The organism is Methyloligella sp. GL2, assembly GCF_013341275.1.
Classification (GTDB): Bacteria; Pseudomonadota; Alphaproteobacteria; order Rhizobiales; family Methyloligellaceae; genus Methyloligella.
The window spans coordinates 1318344-1332578 of sequence record NZ_CP054476.1; the positions used below are offsets into that span (position 1 = coordinate 1318344).

Below are 14235 nucleotides of genomic sequence, written 5' to 3' on the forward strand. Positions count from 1 at the left end.
ATCCTTCGGCGTTGGTCTTTCGGCCGGCCTTGCCAGCCTAGGCGGCAGCCTCGCAGGCCGTGGTCCGCTCCAGAACATGCGTCACGAGCGTCTCGGCGCCAGCGAGAATCCTGTCGTCGTCAAGATACCCGCCTTGGGAGCGGGCGGGCGGAATATGCACGAATAGGGATAACGCATTCGGTGTGCGGGCGGCCGCCCAATCGAGGGAGAGATAATAGAGATAGTTGCAGAGATAGCGCCCGGCGCTGAGGGAGGGGAGGGCGTGGACGCCGCTTGCCCTGAGGTGCCTGGCCAGTGCCGCGGCGGGGAGGCCGGTATCGAGCCGGTGCGCGGCGCCGGGACGGATATCGGGGGCGCTCGGTCCGCGGCCCGCGGCATCGGCTGATGATGCGGTGGCATTATAGGCGGAGCGCTCGATGCGGATGGCGCTGGCGCCGCGGCAGAGACCAAAATGGATGGCGATGTCCGGCCGGGTGCGCTCGAGCAAGGCAGGGGCCTCGCGGGCGACATGGTTCCACTCGGTGGCGAGGAGCGATTGGGTGAGATCGAGGCCCGGGCGGTGTTCGAGGCGCGCGGCAAGCTCGGCGACGAGGCGCGTGGTCGGGTTCTCCGGCACGCCGGGAAACGGGCCGAAGCCGGTGAGCAGAAGCTGCGTGTTTTGCGGAGCCGATTGCATGGCGGGAGTTTCGCGGAAGCTTCGCTGCGAGGGAAGTGAAATTCGGGAGAACGTTTTCGAGGGATAAACGTCGCGGGGCGTCTTTTGCTCCGTCATTCCGGCTCTAGCCGGAATCCAGCTTCGGTGCAGGGAGTTCGTGGTTGGATACCGGCTTTCGCCGGTATGACGCCGTGCCGTGTTGCGGATGCGTGCCGTCTAGTTTTGGGTGGCGGCAGTTTCGCCTAGCCTTCGCTTTGCCCAATCTTGGCGAGGCGGCCGAGCTCGGCGGCGGCAGAGACGGCGCTGATCTCGCCATCGCGCACCTTGTCCTCCATCTCGGCCCAGTGGCGGGCGGCTTTGCGGCCGCCTTTGAAAGCCGCAAGCAGGCGCTGCTCGAACAGCTCGCGCATCCAGACCACGGCCTGATCGCCACGGCGAGCGGCAAGCGCACCGGATTGCTTCAGCTTCTCCTGACGCTCCTTGATCTTCTCAAGCAGCGTATCGAGCCCTTTGTTCTGCATCGCCGAGACGGTGAGCACGGAGGGCTCCCAGCCGGGATTGCCGGCGGCCAGAATATGCAGTCCGGCGCGGTATTCGGAAGCGGCGCGCTCGGCCCGGTCGACATTGTCGCCATCGGCCTTGTTGACCGCGATGATGTCGGCGAGCTCCAGAAGCCCGCGCTTGATGCCCTGCAGCTCATCGCCCGCGCCGGGAATGGCGACGACGACGAAAACATCGACCATCTTGGAGACGGTGGTTTCCGACTGGCCGACGCCGACGGTTTCTACAAGCACGGCGTCGAAGCCGGCGGCCTCGACCAGGGCGATGGTCTCGCGGGTGGTCTTGGTGACGCCGCCGAGGCTGTCGCCGGCGGGGGAGGGGCGGATATAGGCGTCCGTTTCGGAGGCGAGGCGGCCCATACGGGTCTTGTCGCCGAGGATGGAGCCGCCGGAGCGCGAGGAGGTCGGGTCGACGGCGAGCACGGCGACCTTGTAGCCGGCTTCGATCAGGTTGAGGCCGAACTGGTCGATCAGGGTGGACTTGCCGGCGCCGGGGACGCCGGAGATGCCGATGCGGAGCGCCTTGCCGGTCTTGGGCAGGATCGCCTCGAGCAGATCCTGGGCGCGGAGCTGATCCTCCGGCTTCACGCTCTCGATCAAAGTGATGGCGCGGGCGAGCGCGATGCGGTCGCCGCTGATCAGCTTGGCGGCGAGATCCTCGACCGAGGGCGCTTTGGGTTTGGTCGTGGCAGTCAACGCGGCCCCGCTACTCGGCGGCCTGTTTCGGCTCGGCCTCGTCGCCGTTCAGCTTGCCGATCAGGTCGATGGCGGCATCGGCGATGGAGGTGCCGGGACCGAAGATCGCCTTGGCGCCGGCCTCGTAAAGCTCCGGATAATCCTGGGGCGGGATGACGCCGCCGACGACGATCATGATGTCGTCGCGACCGATCTCCTCCAGCGCCTGGCGCAAGGCCGGCACCAGGGTGAGATGGCCGGCGGTCATGGAGGAGACGCCGACGATATGGACGTCGTTCTCCGCCGCCTGGCGGGCGGCTTCTTCCGGGGTCTGGAATAGCGGGCCGATATCGACGTCGAAGCCGAGATCGGCAAAGGCGGATGCGATCACCTTCTGGCCGCGGTCGTGGCCGTCCTGCCCCATCTTGGCGACGAGGATACGCGGCCGGCGGCCATGCTCGGCCTCGAACTCTTCCATCATGTCCTGCAGCTTGCTGACACTGCCGCCCATGGCGCCAACCTCCGCCTTGTAGACGCCGGTGACCGCGGTGATCTCCGCACGGTGGCGTCCGTAAACCTTCTCCAGAGCGTAGGAAATCTCGCCGACCGTCGCCATGGCGCGGGCCGCCTCGACGGCGCCCTGAAGCAGATTGCCTTTGCCAGTTTCGGCGTATTCGGTCAGCGCGTCGAGAGCCTCAGTGACCTTCTCCTCGTCGCGCTCTTCGCGAAGTCGCCGCAGCTTCTCCAGCTGCTGCTCGCGCACCGAGCGATTGTCGATCTTGAGGAGGCGGATATCCTCCTCGCGGGCCGGCTTATATTTGTTCACGCCGACGATGGTCTGCTTGCGGGAATCGATGCGGCCCTGTGTTGCCGTGGCGGCCTGCTCGATATTGCGCTTCGGCACGCCGGCCTCGATGGCCTTGGCCATGCCGCCGAACTCCTCGATCTCCTGGATATGACCCCAGGCCTTCTTAGCGAGGTCGTAGGTGAGACGCTCGATATAGGCGCTGCCGCCCCAGGGGTCGATCTCCCGGGTGGTGCCGGATTCGGTCTGCAGCATCAGCTGCGTGTTGCGGGCGATGCGGGCGGAGAAATCCGTCGGCAGGGCCAGCGCCTCGTCGAGGCCGTTGGTGTGCAGCGACTGGGTATGGCCTTGGGTGGCGGCCATGGCCTCGATGCAGGTGCGGATGACGTTGTTATAGACGTCTTGCGCGGCAAGGCTCCAGCCGGAGGTCTGGCTGTGGGTGCGTAGCGCCAGGGATTTCGGGTTCTTCGGGTTGAACTGCTTCATCAGCTTGGCCCAGAGCAGGCGCGCGGCCCGCATCTTGGCGATCTCCATGAAGTAGTTCATGCCGATGGCCCAGAAGAAGGAAAGCCGCGGGGCGAAGGCGTCGACATCGAGGCCGGCCTCGATGCCGGTGCGGACATATTCGATGCCGTCGGCGAGGGTGTAGCCGAGCTCCAGATCCGCCGTCGCACCGGCCTCCTGCATGTGATAGCCGGAGATCGAGATGGAGTTGAACTTCGGCATGTGCTGGCTGGTGAAGGCGAAGATGTCAGCCACGATGCGCATGGAGGGGGTGGGCGGATAGATATAAGTGTTCCGCACCATGAACTCTTTCAGAATGTCGTTCTGAATGGTGCCGGAGAGCTTCTCATGCGGTACGCCCTGCTCTTCGCCGGCGACGATGAAGAGGGCAAGCACCGGCAGCACGGCGCCGTTCATGGTCATTGAGACGGAGACCTGATCGAGCGGGATGTGATCGAACAGCACGCGCATGTCGTAGATGGAATCGATGGCAACACCGGCCATGCCGACATCGCCGGGCACGCGCGGGTGATCGGAATCGTAGCCGCGATGGGTGGCGAGATCGAAGGCCACCGAGACGCCCTGCTGGCCGCCGGCCAGATTGCGCCGGTAGAAGGCGTTGGATTCTTCGGCCGTGGAGTAGCCGGCATATTGCCGGACGGTCCAGGGGCGCTGCACATACATGGTCGGGTAGGGACCGCGCAAATACGGCGCGATGCCGGGATAGGTGTGCAGGAAGTCGAGACCGTCGAGATCGGAATCGCCATAGACGGGCTTGACCGGAATGCCTTCCGGGGTCTGCCAGGGCTCGCCGGCGCCGGGCGCGGGGGCGGTCTTCGCCTCGGCGAATTCGATCTCGGTAAAGGACGGAATACGGCTCATCTCAATCAACTCTCGCCCATGATGTTAGCTTGCGCCTCTTGCAGCAATGCCAGGGTATCACAGCCCTGGAAAATAAACGCATCGACACCGGCTTGCTCCAGCGCCTCGCGGCCCTCTTTCGGCTTGCCCGCAAGGTAGATCTGCTTGGCGCCGGCGGCTTTCAGCGCCTTGGCGGCGGCTTCGGCCTCATCGGCGTAGACCTTGTCGGAGGAGCAGAGGCAGACCAGCGCCTCGCCGGACTTCTTATAGTCGGCGATCACCCGTTCCACATCGAAGGTGATCGGCTCGCCGGAGGCGGTGGTGGCCGGGGTCTCCGGCAGGATCGGCGCGATGCCGCCGGCAGAGAAGAAGGACCGGGCGAAGGTCACCCGCGCGGTGAAGTCCGCCGGGCGGCCGAGCGTGGCGAGGAAGATCGCCGGGCGCTTACCGGTCTTGGCGAAGGCAGCATCGGAGGCATCGCGCAAGGCTTCGAAGGGTTCGGCAAAGCGATAGGGGCGGAGCGGCATGACGTCGGTATTCGCCGGGGCTTCGAGCTTGCGCGGCGGATCGATCTCGATGGACTCCTCGTCGAGATCGGGGAAGTCGCTGGTGCCGATGATCGCCTCCTTGCGGCGGGCGATGTCCTTGTCGTGGGCGGCGCGGGTCTCGGCGACCTTGTCCTGGATCAGACCGGCGCTCAGGGCCTCGGCGACGCCGCCGGCCTTCTCGATCTCCTGGAAGATGCCCCAAGCGGAGCGGCAAAGGTCGTGGGTGATGGCTTCCAGCGCGCCGGAGCCGGTGGCCGGATCGGTGACCTGATGCAGGTTGGATTCCTCGATCAGGATCAGCTGGGTGTTGCGGGCGACGCGGCGGGCGTGATCGCGCGGGATGCCGAGAGCGGCGGTATAGGGCAGCACCGTGATCGCATTGGCGCCGCCAAGCGAAGCGGCAGCGCAGGCGATGGTGGTGCGCACCATGTTTCCGTAAGCATCGCGCTTGGTCATCATGCGCCAGGCGGTCTCGGCGGTGACGAAGGCGGGTTTCGGCGCAAGGCCGCAAGCCTCTTCGACCCGGGCCCAAAGCTCGCGGAGTGCGCGGAACTTGGCCAGGGTCAGAAACTGGTTCTGATCGGCGGCGAGGCGAAAATAGATGGCATCGCGCGCCGCTTCCAAAGACATGCCGGCCGCTTCCAGCGCGCGCATATAGGCGACGGCGGATGCGATGACGAAGCCGAGCTCTTGCGCCTCCGAGCCGCCGGCAGCATGGATCGGACGGCCATCGGCGGCAAGGAACGGCCCCTTGAAGCCGCGGGCAATGAGATCCTCGATATGGGCGGCAAGCTCGGATGAGAGCGGATCCCAGGGCTTCGGCAGCGTGCCGTTCTGGGCAAGATAGGAAAGCGGGTTGAAGCCAAAGCGCAAAGTAACGTCTGCCGGCTTGGCGTCGGAGGCCTCGATCAGCGCGGCGACGGTGTCGGCCGCCTCGCGGGTGGCGGGGCTGAAATCGAGGTCGATCTCGATGCCCTGGTCGAACAGCACGGTCTTCAGCGTCTCGGCGATGGCGGCCTTGTCGGAGGAGAGCGCGTAGCCGTAATCCCCGACGGCACCTTCGAAGACGAGCTGCAGGCCGGGCCCGCCATTCATCAGATCGTCGAGGGCCTGGGTGTTGGCGGTGGCCGGGTCGGCAATGTCGATGCGCTGCACAACCGTCCAGGGCGCGCGGGGCGCGCGGCCGGGAATCGCAGCTTGGCCGCGATCGGGCGCATAAAGCGGCTCGATGGTGTTGCCGTCATAGGTCTTGGTCTCGAGCACCGAGAAAGGCGCGCCTTTCAGGGCTTTTTCGACCAGAGCGAGCCATTCGGCTTCGGTAGCATCGGGGAAGTCACGCGCAAGCGTTAGTTCGGCCATTGTCATCAATCGGTTGTGGAACGTGTCGGCGTCCTCCTAGCATGAAGATTGCGCCACGAGAAAGCGCGACGAGGCCGCGCGGGCGCAAGAAAAGCACCATATCCTCGCGGCGATTGCTTGGCCTGGGTTCGCTGGCGCGGCTAATATCGCGCCGGAATTTGCAAGAGGGAGGCTTTCTTGGCCAAGAACAACGCGGCGGACGCGGCAGCCGATCAGACCCTGCCGGAGGGGACGGTCTATATCGGCCAGAGCGTGAAGCCGGAATTCATCTATCTGAAGCTTGCCAACCGGCATGGGCTGGTCACCGGCGCGACGGGTACCGGTAAGACGGTGACGCTGCAGGATCTGGCGGAAGGGTTTTCCTCCGCCGGGGTGCCGGTGTTCTGCGCCGATGTGAAGGGCGACCTTTCGGGCATCGCCGCGGCCGGAACGCCGAAAAAGGGGTTCGAGGCGCGGGCCAAGGAGATCGGCTTCGACCTCGACTACCAAGCCTTCCCGACCATCTTCTGGGATTTGTTCGGCGAGCAAGGCGTGCCGATCCGGGCCACGGTTTCGGAGCTTGGGCCGCTGCTGCTCTCCCGGCTGATGGATTTGAGTGAGGCGCAGGAGGGCGTGCTCAACATTGCCTTCCGCATCGCCGACGACGAGGGGCTTTTGCTTCTCGATTTGAAGGACTTGCGGGCGCTGCTGGAGAACCTTTCCAATCGCGGCAGCGAGATCAAGACCAGCTACGGCAATGTTTCGAAGGCCTCTATCGGCGCCATTCAGCGGTCCTTGCTGGTGCTGGAGAACCAAGGCGCGGAGCATCTGTTCGGCGAGCCGGCGCTGGATATCGAGGATCTGATGCACGTCGCTGACGACGGGCGGGGTTATGTCAGCGTGCTGGCCGCCGACAAGCTGATGCAAAGCCCGCGGCTCTACGCGACCTTTCTCTTGTTCCTGATGTCGGAACTATTCGAGGAGCTGCCCGAGGTGGGCGATCCGGAGAAGCCGAAGCTGGTGTTCTTCTTCGACGAGGCGCATCTGCTGTTTGACGATGCGCCGAAGGCGCTGCTGGACAAGGTGGAGCAGGTGGTGCGGCTGATCCGCTCCAAGGGTGTCGGCGTCTATTTCGTGACGCAGAACCCGCTCGATGTGCCCGATACGGTTTCCAGCCAGCTCGGCAACCGGGTGCAGCATGCGCTCCGCGCCTACACGCCGCGGGAGCAGAAGGCGGTGAAAGCGGCGGCCTCGACCTTCCGGCCCAATCCGGATTTCGACACCGAAGAAGCGATCACCCAGCTCGGCGTCGGCGAGGCGCTGGTCTCCACGCTGGATCAGAAGGGCCAGCCGAGCATCGTGCAGCGCACCTTGGTGCGGCCGCCGGAGTCCCGCGCCGGGCCCTTGACGCCGGCGGAGCGGAAAGCGGTGATCGCCGAGAGCCCGGTGACGGCGAAATACGAAAAATCGGTGGATCGCGAGTCGGCTTACGAGGTTCTGGCCGAGCGGGCGGAGAAGCGCGCGCCGTCGGTGGAGGCGGCGAAGACCAACACCAAAGGTAAAGGCGCGGCCGAGCCGGAGCAGCCGAAGAAGGAAGAGGATGACGGGCCGGGCATGCTGGATTGGATCTTCGGCACCAATCGCGGCAGTAAGCGGCTGACCAGCTGGCAGAAGGTGACGCGGGATTTTGCGCGCGACACGGTGGAGCAGGCCGGCGGCATTATCGGCAAGTCGATCGGCGGTGCGTCGGGCGGCAAGGTCGGGCGTTCGCTGGCGCGCGGCATGATGGGCAATCTGCTGCGGTAAGAGGCAGTTACTGGGAGCATCGGCGTGCTTCACCTCTCCCCGGCGGGGAGAGGTCGGATGCATAGCATTCGGGTGAGGGGGAAGAGGATCCAGCGCGCTTGGCACCCCCTCACCCCAACCCTCTCCCCACAGGGGAGAGGGAGCATGCCGTGCAAGGTCGACCGGACAAAACAAAAAGGGCGGCCCGTTGGGACCGCCCTTTTTTCGTGGCTTATGCGAAAAGGCTTAGGCCTTCTCGAGCATCTCCTCGACATGCTCCCAGTTGATCAGGCTGTCGAACCAGGCCTCCAGATATTTCGGCCGGGCGTTGCGGTAGTCGATGTAATAGGAGTGCTCCCACACATCGACGCCGAGCAGCGGCCAGCCGCCATGGACCAGCGGGTTCTCGCCATTGGGCGTCTTGGTCACTTCGAGCTTGCCGTCCTTGAGGGTCAGCCAGGCCCAGCCGGAGCCGAACTGGCCCGCGCCTGCGGCGAGGAAATCGGAGCGGAACTTATCGAAGCCGCCGAGATCGGAATCGATCATGGTCTGCAGCTTGCCCGGCACCTTGGTGCCGCCGCCATCCTTCTTCATCCACGGCCAGAAATGGGTGTGATTGAAGTGCTGGCCGGCATTGTTGAAGATCGCGGCATCCTTGCCGTAGCTCTCCTTGACGATGTCGATCAGGTCCTTGCCTTCGTAGGGCGAGCCGGGAAGCAGCTCGTTGAGCTTGGTGACGTAGGCCTGATGATGCTTGTCGTGATGGTATTCGAGGGTTTCAGCCGACATATAGGGCTGAAGGGCGTCGTAACCGTATGGAAGTGCAGGTAGTTCAAAAGACACGAGTGTTCTCCGTGTTGGCGGGGCGCGGCCCCGCGAAAAAATCAACCTTATAGGAGGGAAAAAGCGTCGTGAGGCTAAAGGTTCCAAGGCGCTTGCACAAGAGAGCGGGGCGGCACGATCGGCGTGTATCGGGCGCGTATAAATCTGCCGGAAACGGTGCATTCCCGGCCCGGGAAGCAAGGTGAGCGCCGTATGGGCCAAGCTGCGGAAACCGCACCACAAATACCCTTCAGCTACCGGGACGATTCGCGTGTGCCGGACTTCCCCGACGACCGGCCGATCCTGATCTTCGACGGGGAATGCGTGTTCTGTTCGGGCTTTGCGCGCTTCCTGCTGCGGCACGATCGCGACAAGCGCTTCCGGTTTCTCGCGGCGCAGACGCTGTTGGGCGAAGCGCTCTACGCCCATTACGGGATCAAGTCAGACGACTATGAGAGCAACATCCTGCTGGATGGGGGCCGGGCCTATTTCAAATCCGACGGGCTGATCCGCATGCTGGCCTATCTCGGCTCGCCTTGGAGCTTGGGAAAAGCGGGATGGATCGTGCCGCGGGGATTGCGGGATTTCTTCTACGACGTGATCGCGCGCAACCGCATCCGCTGGTTCGGGCGGCGGGAGAGCTGCTACCGGCCATCGCCCGAGGAGGCGGACCGTTTTCTTCAGTGAAGGAGAGGGGGGTGGGAACGGAGCCCCTGAGCTCCGCTCCCTGTGCCGAGGAAGGTTGCTAACTGCCAGTGCAGGGCTGACGGTCCAAGAGTGGCAAATCCAAGCTGAACCGCAGATGAACCGGCGATTTAGGACGCGTTCAGGAGGGAGGCCGTTCGTCTGTCGTCATTGCCGGGCTTGACCCGGCAATCCAGAACCGCGCGCTCTAAGTCCGAAGCTCTGGATGCCCGGGTCTTCGCCCGGGCATGACGTGGGAGTCTCCAAGGCGAAATGGCTATTTCACCAGGGCCTGGATCTCTTTGAACTCCGGCGTGCCGGCTTTGCCGAGCCACTCGAACAGCGCCATCTCGGTGTTCACCACGCCAACATTGTTTGCTGCAAGACGGTCGAGGGCGAGCTTGCGGCTCTCCTTGGCGCGGGAGCCGACAGCGTCTGCCGCGACGAAGGTCTCGAAGCCGTTCTCGGCGAGATCGATGGCGGTCTGCAGCACGCAGACATGGGATTCGATGCCGCCGAGGATGACTTGCGGCCGGCCCTTGCGGCGCAGCTCCTGGAAGCGGGCCTGTAAGGCGGCGTTGCGGTAGCAAGAGAACTCGACCTTCTCCATCACCTCGCCGCGATTGCCGAGGGTCTCGCGCAAGGTCTCGTTGGTCGGGCCGAGGCCTTTCGGGTACTGCTCCGAGACCGTGACGGGGATGTCCAGAATCTGCGCGGCGCGGATCAGCCGGTCGCAGGCGCTCAAGATATCGTCGCGGCCGGTCATGGCATCCAGGAGACGGTCCTGCATGTCGACGATGAGAAGCTGGGAGCGGGCGTGATCTAGAAGCATGAGGCTACCTCGGTACGGGCGGGGTGTCGGCTTTGCCGGCGATCATTAGCGCAAAGGCGTAAGACAGCGCCACCTCCTTCAGCCGGTCGAAGCGGCCCGACGCGCCGCCATGGCCGGCATCCATATTGGTGCGCAGGATGAGGAGGTGGTCGTCGGTCTTCACGTCGCGCAGCTTGGCGACCCATTTGGCCGGCTCCCAATAGGTGACGCGGGGGTCGGCGAGGCCGGCGAGCGCCAAGATGTGCGGATACTCCTTAGCGGTGACGTTGTCGTAAGGCGAATAGGCGGCGATGGCGCGATAGGCTTGCGGGTCCTCGATGGGATTTCCCCATTCCTGCCATTCCGGCGGGGTGAGCGGCAGGGTCGCATCGAGCATGGTGTTCAGCACATCGACGAAGGGCACCTCGGCGATGATGCCGAGGAACAGATCCGGCGCCATATTGGCGATTGCGCCCATGAGCATGCCGCCGGCCGAGCCGCCATGGGCGACGATGCGGCCGCGAGAGGTGACGTTCTGCTCGCAGAGATACTCACCGGCGGCGATGAAGTCGGTGAAACTGTTCACCTTTTTCTCGCGCTTGCCGTCCTTGTACCAGCGGTAGCCTTTCTCCTTGCCGCCGCGGATATGAGCGATGGCGTAGACGAAGCCGCGATCCACCAGGCTAAGGGCGGTGACAGAGAAGCCGGCCGGCATGGAGATGCCGTAAGCACCGTAGCCGTAGAGCAGCAGCGGGGCGGAGCCGTCGAGGGGCGTGTCCTTGTGATAGAGCAGCGAGATCGGAACCATCTCGCCGTCGGGCGCAGGGGCGAGCATGCGGCGGGTGACGTAGTTGGCCGGGTTATGCCCGCTCGGCACTTCCTGGGTTTTGCGCAAGGTGCGCTCGCGGGTCTCCATGTCGTAATCGAAGACCTGGCCCGGCGTGGTCATCGAGGAGTAGGTGAAGCGCAAGGTGCGGGTGTCGTATTCGTAGCCCGGCGCGATGCCCAGCGCGTAGACCTCCTCGGGGAATTGGATGGAGTGCTCCTCGCCGTCGGAGAAGCGGCGGATGACGATGCGGGGGAGGCCGTCCTCGCGCTCCAGCCGCACCAAGTGATCCTTGAAAGCGACGATATCGAGAATCAGCCGGCCGGGGCGGTGGGGCTCGATCTCTTTCCAATGCTCGGGCGTGGGGGCATCGATCGGCGCTTCGACGATGCGGTAATCCTCTGCGCCGTCCGAATTGGTGAGGATGATCAGCTTGTCGCCGTGATGCTCGACGGAATAATCGTGCTCGGGCGTGCGCGGGGCGATGAGGCGAAGCCCGGTATCGGGGTTCTCCAGATCGAGCAGATGGATTTCCGCCGTCTCGTGATCGTGGGTGCTGACGGTGATGAAGCGGCGGCTCTGGGTCTCGCCGACACCGAGGAAGAAGGCCGGATCGTTCTGCTCGAACAGCAAGCTATCCCCGGCCTCCTGGCCGACGATATGGCGGCGGATCTCGCGCGGGCGGTGCTCCTGATCGACCCAGACATAGAAGATCGATTGGCTGTCCGGCGCCCAGACCATAGTGCCGTTGGTATCGGTGATGTGGCGGTCGACGGTTTCGCCAGTCTCCGCATCGACGATCTCGACCTGGAAGAATTCGGAGCCTTTGAGGTCGGCGGCATAGGCGAGCAGCCGGTGGTCGGGGCTGTGGCTGACGGCGCCGATCTTGAAATAGGCGTGGGCCGCAGCCAGGGCATTGCCGTCGAGCAGGATGCGCTCATCGCCGCCTTGGGACGGGCGGCGGCAGAACAGCGGGTGCTGGCCGCCGGTGATGTAGCGGCTGTAATAGGCAAAGGGGCCGTCGGGGGCAGGGACGGAGGAATCGTCCTCCTTGATGCGGCCCTTCATCTCATCGAACAGGGTTTTCTGCAGCGCCTCTGTCTCGGCGAGGATCGCCTCGCCATAGGCGTTCTCGGCCTTGAGGTAGGCCTCGATCTCGGGATCCAGCACGCTCGGATCGCGCATCACCTGCTGCCAGTTGGGGGCACGCAGCCAAGCGTAATCGTCGTGCAATGTGAGGCCGTGATGTTCGGCGGTGGTGGGGCGTTGCGGAGCGTGCGGCGGCACGGGGCGCGCGGAATTGTCCATTGAAGTCACCTAAAGGTGCGCCTAGCCAGGCGGAGAGATTGATTGGGCGGCGGGATCAGGCGAATCAGGGGCGCGTTTGCCGCCGATTTCGCTCCGCCGTGAGGCGCGCGATGGTAGCGGGCTGTGCCGGTGTGGAAAAGGGGCAGAACGCGCGCTTCGTCGCAGCAAATGGCAAATGGCTCAATGAAAAGCTATAGGAATATTCGAACTCCGTTCTATATCCCCCTAAACGCAATGAAGTTCTCGGCAGAAGAGATTGTTGCACAGCGGTAAAGTTGTGTTACAGGAGAGGCGCACTCCGTGATACTGATGCCGGTCTGCAGGCTATAGTTGTGATTCTACATGATCTATCGCCACAAAAACGGCATAATCTAGAAGTTTAGAGTGGAAAATCGTAAAAAGAATTGAATTCTGTGCCCTATTGTACAGATACTGCCGCTGCGCGGTAGCAAGAGGAAGCTAGGAGCGTTTTAATGGAAGAGAATGTGGGGAATAACGAACTCGTTGAGTTGGCTGCGGAGATCGTTTCCGCCTATGTCAGCAACAATACGGTGGTTGCTTCCGATTTGCCCGCGGTCATCGGTAGTGTTTTCGATGCTTTGAATCGGGCCTCTTCCGCTTCGACTCAGCCGGCGCTCGAGGAGCTGAAGCCGGCGGTGCCGATCAAGAAGTCGATCACGCCCGACTACATCATCTGCCTCGAGGACGGGAAGAAGTTCAAGTCGCTGAAGCGGCATTTGCGGACCCATTACGACCTGTCGCCCGAGGAGTACCGGGAAAAATGGGGCCTGCCCCACGATTACCCGATGGTGGCGCCGAACTATGCGGCGGCCCGCTCCGACCTCGCCAAGCGCATGGGGCTCGGCCAGCGCCGGCGCTAAGCGCTAGAGGCGATTCTTCTCAAAAGGCGCGGACCGCAAGGCCCGCGCCTTTTGCATTTGCGGCAGGCCCGCTGCGGTGCTCCAAGATCGAGTGGCTTGGGTGCGCTTCTCCTACAAGCCCTTGTGACTCTTGAGAGAATCCGGAGCGCCCCCTTGCGCCCCGGCAGCGAGTTTCAGATAGTCGAAGAGATGCGGTGATTCGCGGGCGGAAGATGCCCGTTTAGGGGGCGGCCATGCTGCGGCAATGCAGCTTTCGGGCACAGCTGGTGCTGCCGGGACAGCGCCAGCTTTACGATTATTGGAAACGCGCGGCGGGCGAGCGGCAAATGCCGGCGAGAGCCGATTTCCAGCCCGGCCAGGTTCCCAAGCTGCTTCCCAATATCGCTTTGATCGATCTCGACCCTGGTTTGCGCGACGCCAAGTTCCGGCTTGCCGGGACCGCGCTGCGCGACGTCTATGGCGGTGAGGTCACGGGGCGGCGCCTGGATCAGGTGTTCGCCGGCGAGCCGGGCGAGTATTGGCATCGGGTGCATGGCTCGGTGCAGGAGCACGGCGCGGCGATGCACGGCGTGGTGCAGGGCCCGGCCGACGGGCGCGAGCATGTGGTGCTGTTCTGGCTGCGCCTGCCGCTTGCCGCCGACGAAGACCGTGCGCGGTTCATCCTTTGCTACGATTGTTTGGCGCCGATGCCCGACCTTTGGGGCGAGGCGTTTTCGCTGGCGTCGGGCCAGCAGGCTCCGTCGGTTCTGGCGAAGCTGGCTTAGGACGCACGGCTTCGGCGAGGCGGGCGAGATAGGCCTGCTCGGCTTTATAGGCGCTGAGCAGGGCGAGATGCCGATTGAGATCGTAACTCCAATGATTGGCGAGCGCCCGGCGCCGTTCGGTGCGCAACGCAGCGGCGAGCCGATTGGCGATCGTCTCGGTTCCCGCATAGCTGCGGTCCTCCAGCTCCTCCGGCCATAGCGGCAACAGCTTCGGCAGGTCGCGGGGGCGGCGATAGTCGTGCGCGCCGGCGCGTGTCACGACGCCGAAGATTCGCTTCGCCCGGCTCGTTTCCCGTTCTTGTTTCCTTGCTTGTTTCTTTGCCATGCGGCGCTGCTCCTTCCCGGTTTTTCAAGGACCGGGGGCGAGCATGCGCGGCTCTGGATGTGCGGGGATTTCATGGGCCGCGG

The 14235-nt window shown here is 64.1% G+C and carries 11 protein-coding genes; 4 read left to right on the forward strand and 7 right to left on the reverse strand.

Annotation, left to right across the window (positions count from 1 at the left end; all coding sequences use genetic code 11):
- Nucleotides 1–37: 37 nt before the first annotated feature.
- The 4 genes from HT051_RS06205 to HT051_RS06220 form a co-directional block, all read right to left on the reverse strand.
- A complete protein-coding gene (locus HT051_RS06205) occupies nt 38–676 on the reverse strand; it encodes a pyroglutamyl-peptidase I (protein WP_174541232.1) in 639 nt (212 codons plus the stop codon).
- Between the two features lie 221 nt (nt 677–897).
- Nucleotides 898–1911 carry a methylmalonyl Co-A mutase-associated GTPase MeaB gene (meaB, locus tag HT051_RS06210; RefSeq protein ID WP_174541233.1) on the reverse strand — a complete coding sequence of 338 codons (1014 nt, stop codon included), beginning with the start codon at nt 1909–1911 and terminating at the stop codon, nt 898–900.
- A gap of 10 nt (nt 1912–1921) precedes the next feature.
- The gene (scpA, locus tag HT051_RS06215; protein WP_174541234.1) at nt 1922–4081 is read right to left on the reverse strand and encodes a methylmalonyl-CoA mutase; all 2160 of its coding nucleotides are present in this window, start codon (nt 4079–4081) and stop codon (nt 1922–1924) included.
- 5 nt (nt 4082–4086) lie between these two features.
- A complete protein-coding gene (locus HT051_RS06220) occupies nt 4087–5973 on the reverse strand; it encodes a methylmalonyl-CoA mutase subunit beta (RefSeq protein ID WP_174541235.1) in 1887 nt (628 codons plus the stop codon).
- Nucleotides 5974–6144: 171 nt separating this feature from the next.
- On the opposite strand from HT051_RS06220, the gene HT051_RS06225 reads away from it, so the two are divergent.
- Nucleotides 6145–7752, forward strand: coding sequence for a helicase HerA-like domain-containing protein (locus tag HT051_RS06225; RefSeq protein ID WP_246810197.1), 1608 nt, complete (start codon nt 6145–6147; stop codon nt 7750–7752).
- A gap of 225 nt (nt 7753–7977) precedes the next feature.
- Here the strand turns inward: HT051_RS06225 and HT051_RS06230 are convergent, their stop codons facing one another.
- Nucleotides 7978–8574 carry a superoxide dismutase gene (locus HT051_RS06230; protein WP_174541236.1) on the reverse strand — a complete coding sequence of 199 codons (597 nt, stop codon included), beginning with the start codon at nt 8572–8574 and terminating at the stop codon, nt 7978–7980.
- Nucleotides 8575–8766: 192 nt separating this feature from the next.
- Here HT051_RS06230 and HT051_RS06235 point away from each other — a divergent pair, with 192 nt between their 5' ends.
- Nucleotides 8767–9240, forward strand: a complete 474-nt coding sequence (locus HT051_RS06235) for a thiol-disulfide oxidoreductase DCC family protein (protein ID WP_174541237.1) — start codon at nt 8767–8769, stop codon at nt 9238–9240.
- A gap of 274 nt (nt 9241–9514) precedes the next feature.
- Here the strand turns inward: HT051_RS06235 and HT051_RS06240 are convergent, their stop codons facing one another.
- Nucleotides 9515–10069, reverse strand: coding sequence for an isochorismatase family protein (locus tag HT051_RS06240; RefSeq protein WP_174541238.1), 555 nt, complete (start codon nt 10067–10069; stop codon nt 9515–9517).
- 4 nt (nt 10070–10073) lie between these two features.
- A complete protein-coding gene (locus HT051_RS06245) occupies nt 10074–12182 on the reverse strand; it encodes a S9 family peptidase (protein WP_174541239.1) in 2109 nt (702 codons plus the stop codon).
- Nucleotides 12183–12655: 473 nt separating this feature from the next.
- Here HT051_RS06245 and HT051_RS06250 point away from each other — a divergent pair, with 473 nt between their 5' ends.
- Together HT051_RS06250 and HT051_RS06255 are read left to right on the forward strand one after the other, a co-directional pair.
- Nucleotides 12656–13063, forward strand: coding sequence for a MucR family transcriptional regulator (locus HT051_RS06250; RefSeq protein WP_174541240.1), 408 nt, complete (start codon nt 12656–12658; stop codon nt 13061–13063).
- 233 nt (nt 13064–13296) lie between these two features.
- Complete coding sequence (locus HT051_RS06255) at nt 13297–13827, forward strand: PAS domain-containing protein (protein ID WP_174541241.1); 531 nt, start codon at nt 13297–13299, stop codon at nt 13825–13827.
- The last annotated feature ends 408 nt before the right edge of the window (nt 13828–14235 follow it).